Here is a 5,748-nt window from a genome sequence, read left to right on the forward strand (position 1 = left end):
TTTAAAATAGTTTGTTCTTTAAGTTCTTCAATACAAGTTCCGCATAGTTTTTTTTCTATGGCTGACTCTAATGCTTGTTCGTTAGTTTTGGTAGGCATAGATTATCGGTTGTAACAATGAAACAAGAGCTTACAGCAGAAAATTCTCTACTAGATGATCTACCATTTTCTTTTTACTTTTTGTAATAAAGTCCTCTTTGCCTTTTTGCTTAAACAAATAGTTCTTCTCGCCATCGTGATTATATACAACTCTTGGTTTATAATTTTTTATTCTTACAATACCATATTGCTGCAAAGTATCATCGTATCCGAGTTCAATATCAGTATTTAAAAATCCTTTCTTAAAGAGCATTTCTCTAAGTAATAGAGATTTCACTTCAGGGTCTGCATATTTATTATATTTCGATTTGCGCAGAACATAAATAGAATCCTCATCTATAAATTTTAAATAGTACTGTTTTGACAACGTTATTAATATGGAATTATTTATAAAATCCTTACGCCAATCATTACAATCACAATCTTTTATTATCTGCTTAAGGGAAGCATCTACATCTTTGACATCAAGTGAATCAAATACTGTTTTTAGATAGTTACATCGGGGAATATAATAGTCTTTAGAAGTCCTATTTCCTGTTTCTTTAAGTAGCCTTTTCCAACTAATGTCACGATGACTGTCTATAAGTAGCGACTCATTAGTGGAGTATAATAAGTAATCTCCTGTTGCCAGCAATGCCCGCCTGAACAACTCATTTTCAAAATGCCTTAAGCCAGCATCATGAAATACCTTTTTAAACTTCTCAAAATAAAGTTTGATGCGTTTTATATAAGTTGCTTCTTGGTGCTCATCCCATTCAAGCCCCTCTTTTAGATAGGTATCGTATACTCCTGAAAAGGATAACAAAACCATGATTTGTCCTTTTAAATAAGGATGTGCTTCACTCTCAGTAATAAAGCTTTGCCAAGCTACGGATTTACGAATTAGCGATATCTTTATTTTTTCTTCAGTAATCTGTTGTGAATCAAAGCCGGATACAGGGACAGAAAGAAAAGAGTCATAGATATCCCCGGCGTACGCATTAATAATAATATCTATTGCAGCTAAACTTTCATGAAGATTTTTTGGCTCGTTATAAATTGTATTAGTAACTAGGTTTCTCACAAGTCTATCCCATTTCTTTAATTCTTCTCGTTGTAACGAAATCTTTTTATCAATCAAGAACTTAAAGAGGGCATAAAAAAGTACACGTTGTTGATATACCGCCCTAACACTACTTAAATAGGAGGATTTGATGATTTCTTGTTTATCCAAAAAAGTTGAATCTTTTAAATATGCAGCCAGTAGTTCATCTTCGGTAACAAGTAAATCCAATAGATCTATATAGAAAATAGTCGTTTTTTCTGAAAGCAGGTCTAGGGTTCGAAATTTATAATAGGATAACTCATTTTCGCTCTTTTCAAGCTCCTTCAAGTTGCTCTCAAACTTTTTTATGTCAACTCGTGCTAATTCATTCATGCCTACAAACCCGAGAATATTCAATAGCTTATCGTCAAATTCATTTGTCTTTTCATTTCTTATTTTCCAAAAGAAGTCGCTCCACGCTGTATCCGTCCGAGTAACAAAATAAGTTTCTACATCAACCATTTTAGCTCCGTTAGAGTGTTTGAGGGAATAAGTATAGGTGTTGTTGAAATCGGATTCTTTAATAAATTTTCCCAGCTCTGCTTTCAAATTTTCAAAACTGGTTAATGGTTTTCCTCTAGCGTTCATTTTGATGTACAAATCATCGCTTAATCCAACGTTTTTAATATTCAAAAAGTTGAACACTACAGGAGCAGTTGTTGTATCAATTAAATCACACAATTGAATGCGTGATTTTTGAAATACGTGGTGAATTTCATCTAACATAGTCAGGCATGACTGAATAGTGAGATCATGCTTCCACCCTAAGAAATACCAATTTTTATTAGTGATGACTGATTTAAAAGACCTATGATTAATAAAAATAGCGTTATGATCAGTTTCAGTTAAGTCATTGTTCATTCGCTTGAAAAAGTCAGCAGATGATTGTCTCGTTTGATAATTGAATTTGGAAAAAGCACTCTTATTTTCAGATAACTTGTTTTCCTTAAAAGCATGATACCAGTGTAAAAGGTATAGGGTCGTTAACCGTTGTTGCCCATCAAGCGGAATGAACACACTATTTTCTATAAATCCATACACAAAATCAAGTTCTAATGGCAGCTTTCCATTGTAGATGACATCTTCAATGCTTGATAATAATTTATTTAAAAATACTTTACGGATTTCACTCGCTTTATCATTTAGTCTGCCTTGTGCATAATCCCGCTGAATCATGGGTATCTCTATACCACGCTTAATATCTTGTCCTTCAAGAGTGTTGTTTAAAACACTCCAAATAGTAGTAGTACTCATGGTATTAGTTTAAGAAGCTTAGGCTTGATTTAATACTATTAACATAAGCTTTTCGGTCTTCAAAAGTCCAATAGGCTAAATGCTTTGGGATGGCGGTGTAATATTTTAGAAACACTTTTTTAGTTTCATTAGGCACAAATAAACCTGCTTTATCTTTCTCCAAAATCCTTGTTCTTTTTATATCAAATAAAGAGTTTTTTAAAGCTGAGTTCGATGAGCCATCCAACAATGCGAGGTTAGCAATGGAATGATCCTCATTTATCCAGGTATATTCTTCTTCTATAGTCAGATGTTCAGCATCGGATTCATCAATCTCAATTGTCGATTTTAAAGAAGCATCGATTTTGGAAATTTCATTCTGTATATAAGTGGCAACTTTTCCAAAGCATTCCTGAAAATCATCTTTATCAATCTTCTTATTAGTAGCAAGGAGCTTCGTAATGCGGGTTGTTATGTCTGAAGCCGATACATCCTGCACTTTTGCTATAAAGAAAGGGAAATGATCTCTTAGCCAGCTTTGATAATCTTCCTCTCTCAAGTCGTCAGGATTTTGAGCAAATATGTGTTCCAGAGTCCAAGACTTATTTTTCATATTTTCAAAAGGGAAGTACACATTGTTGTCATCAATTTTTAGACTGTTAATAACATTGTGCAACAATAATATCCTGTGAAGTTTTTTATAATCGGAGGAACTTTTATATCGAAGTTTTGAAATATCCGTGCAGTTAATTAAGGTCTTGATTTTTGCTTTCATAATATCTAAGAATTTGTCCCTGTTGTTGATTCTAAAAGAGTCCACAAGCTCAGCAATGTCTGCGTCCTGGTCAATAAGAAACCCGATTAAATGATTGAAGATTTTGTCATGATACCATTCCAAGAGAATGTCAAAAATGGATTTAAGATTGTTCCACTCTTCTTCGATAAATGAGGTATTGTTTCTTGCAAATTCTTCTTGCAATCTTGCGTCGCTCCTGGTTTTTTGAACCTTATCATAAAAGTATTTAAAGGAAAAGTATTTATTCTTTTCAGTTGCAGATTTATGAGAGCTTAGGTCAAGCAAATAATCGATTCTTGTTTCAAAACTTTCAGAGTCGTTATAAATAAAGCCCCACACCTTAGGGTCTTGTAGAACTTTCTCCATCTGATACCATTCAAGCGCAATAGCATTTTGTTTTAAAGAAAGTATTTTATTAAAATCCTTCTCTGCTATTTCGGATGAGGCGTAACCAATAGATAAGTTGTTTTTGCTAAGGAAGACGGCTTTGACTAATTCCGAGTTTGTGAGAGGAATTTTGCCAATATTAATTCTTGTAAAAATATCAATAGCGTCATGATCATTAATTATTTCATACCAAATAAACTCTATGGATTCAACCAAAGCGTTGTATAAGCTGGTACTGATATTAGCTTTTATTTCTCTTGTATCTGTAAGCCATTTGTCAATGGTCATATACGCTTTGCTTATATAAAAATAATCCGGGTTATCCTTATTAATTTCTACTATGTTACTTTTCAGGAACTCGGCGCTATCGGGGCGTGTTTCATACTCAATCGAGAATAGTTCTATATCGTTGATTTTGCTTTTTAGTCTTGATAGTAAGATCAATATAGTGGTAAGTCGCTGTTGCCCATCCAATACCTCGTACTTGGCATCGACCATTTTTTTTACCACAATAGGTTGCAAGCAATACTTTTGATCGTTGTTTCTTGTTGTGGTAATAAATTCGAGAAGATCTTCCAGAAGATCAATTACTTGACTTTCATTCCAACGATAACCACGTTGGTAGGAAGGAATGAAAAACCGGTATTTGGGTTTATTGCCTTCTTGCCTTAATAGTTCTCCTACCAATAGCGGTTCTAAAATATTCTCAGATGGCAACAGTGTATTCACACTATTTATTTCTAATAAAGTTTCCATATTGTTTGGTTTACCCCACTTTTATTTTACCCGTTACAGCAGCATTTATCAATGTCGCTTTATATTCTTTTAGCTTCTCTATTTCCTTCTCTTCGCAGGAGACTACAACCCGCGTTTTACGCTCAACTATCTCGACATATTTAAAAATCCTTTTTTGCTCTTCAACAGGGGGAACAATTATGGGTACTATTGAAAGTATTTTTGAATTAAGGTTTTCCATTGTTGAACCAACTGAGTTTAAAGAAAACCATGCTTTTATATTTTCAATTTTCAAAAAAGCGTTTAGGTAGAATGGATTTATCATTTTCTGGTTTAAACAGATTTTTATGCTTCCTGTTCCACAAATCATCGGCGAGCTATCAGATTTAAAAATAGCGCAACGACCCATTTCTCCTCTCCTACCAAAAACAATATCCCCAAAACTTAAGGTATGGTGCTTAAGTTCTTGATGTTTAGATGTAGTGATCGTTTGATTATCGTCTGGAACTATTTCTCCATCTACGATATGAGATGGATTAATAACTGGTACTCCTTTATGAATATAATCATGCGAATGAAGCTGACCCCCGAATGGTCCAGTTTGGATAGATGAAGTATAGAAACCTAATTTAGCAACCTCCCAATGCTCCGGTATCTCCCCAATCCACTCCACCCCACTATCCTTCATCGGCACATCAGGATTAAGCCCACGGGTAACAGCATTATGAATAAGTATTTGCCTGCGCTCTTTCAATAGCTCAATCAACTTTTCTTTTTGAGCAATGGCTTTATCTATTTGTTCAGTTTTATTATTGAGAAAATGTGCGATTTTTTTTTGTTCTTTATTGGTGGGTATTGCTACAAGAATAGCTTTCATTTCATCATATCGTGTAGTCCATAAATCTGCTACGATACCATGACCCATGCGATAGAACTCTTCAACGAAAGCATGGCTTTTTAAAAGATAATTACAATAAATAGGATGTATATTGATTGGTTCAATTACTGTATTTATTAATGAGACTGATCCATCTGCGGACGCAATCCCACTTGAACCTTTTCTATCTGAACGACTATTAATTACAAAGTCTCCAAATTTTACAAGCTTCCTATTATCTCCATCATTAGTTTTAGCTGCGCTATCTAATTGCGGAAGTATGCCTTGTTTAGTTACAGATAATGGCGGGTAATCTTTATCAGAAACTTTGGTCCTCCTTTCAATAAAGCGAGTTCCTAATCTTGTTAGTTCCCAATGTTCAGGTACATTTCCTAACCACTCCACTCCCGAATCTTTATAAGCAGGATACTTCTCAATTCTTATTTCTTCCATTACTGCTTCCATTGTCTTGAACTATGATTATTTTGATTGTGTGATTGGCTTTGATTTCTTATTTTATTTCTTTTCCTTTTAGCTT

Annotated in this window: 3 protein-coding genes; all 3 read right to left on the reverse strand. The window is 34.0% G+C overall.

Annotated features, from left to right (window positions below):
• Window positions 1–129: 129 nt before the first annotated feature.
• Genes ACHZDT_RS16160 through ACHZDT_RS16170 form a run of 3 tightly spaced genes read right to left on the reverse strand, consistent with a single transcriptional unit; the run spans window position 130 to window position 5,675 of the window.
• The gene (locus tag ACHZDT_RS16160) at window positions 130–2,436 is read right to left on the reverse strand and encodes a DUF262 domain-containing protein (RefSeq protein ID WP_394775655.1); all 2,307 of its coding nucleotides are present in this window, start codon (window positions 2,434–2,436) and stop codon (window positions 130–132) included.
• A gap of 4 nt (window positions 2,437–2,440) precedes the next feature.
• Window positions 2,441–4,354 carry a DUF262 domain-containing protein gene (locus ACHZDT_RS16165; RefSeq protein ID WP_394775656.1) on the reverse strand — a complete coding sequence of 638 codons (1,914 nt, stop codon included), beginning with the start codon at window positions 4,352–4,354 and terminating at the stop codon, window positions 2,441–2,443.
• Between the two features lie 10 nt (window positions 4,355–4,364).
• On the reverse strand, window positions 4,365–5,675 hold the full coding sequence (locus ACHZDT_RS16170) for a restriction endonuclease subunit S (protein ID WP_394775657.1): 1,311 nt from the start codon (window positions 5,673–5,675) through the stop codon (window positions 4,365–4,367).
• Between the last annotated feature and the right edge of the window lie 73 nt (window positions 5,676–5,748).

The sequence above is a fragment of the Flavobacterium sp. genome (genome assembly GCF_043722275.1).
Lineage (GTDB): Bacteria > Bacteroidota > Bacteroidia > Flavobacteriales > Flavobacteriaceae > Flavobacterium.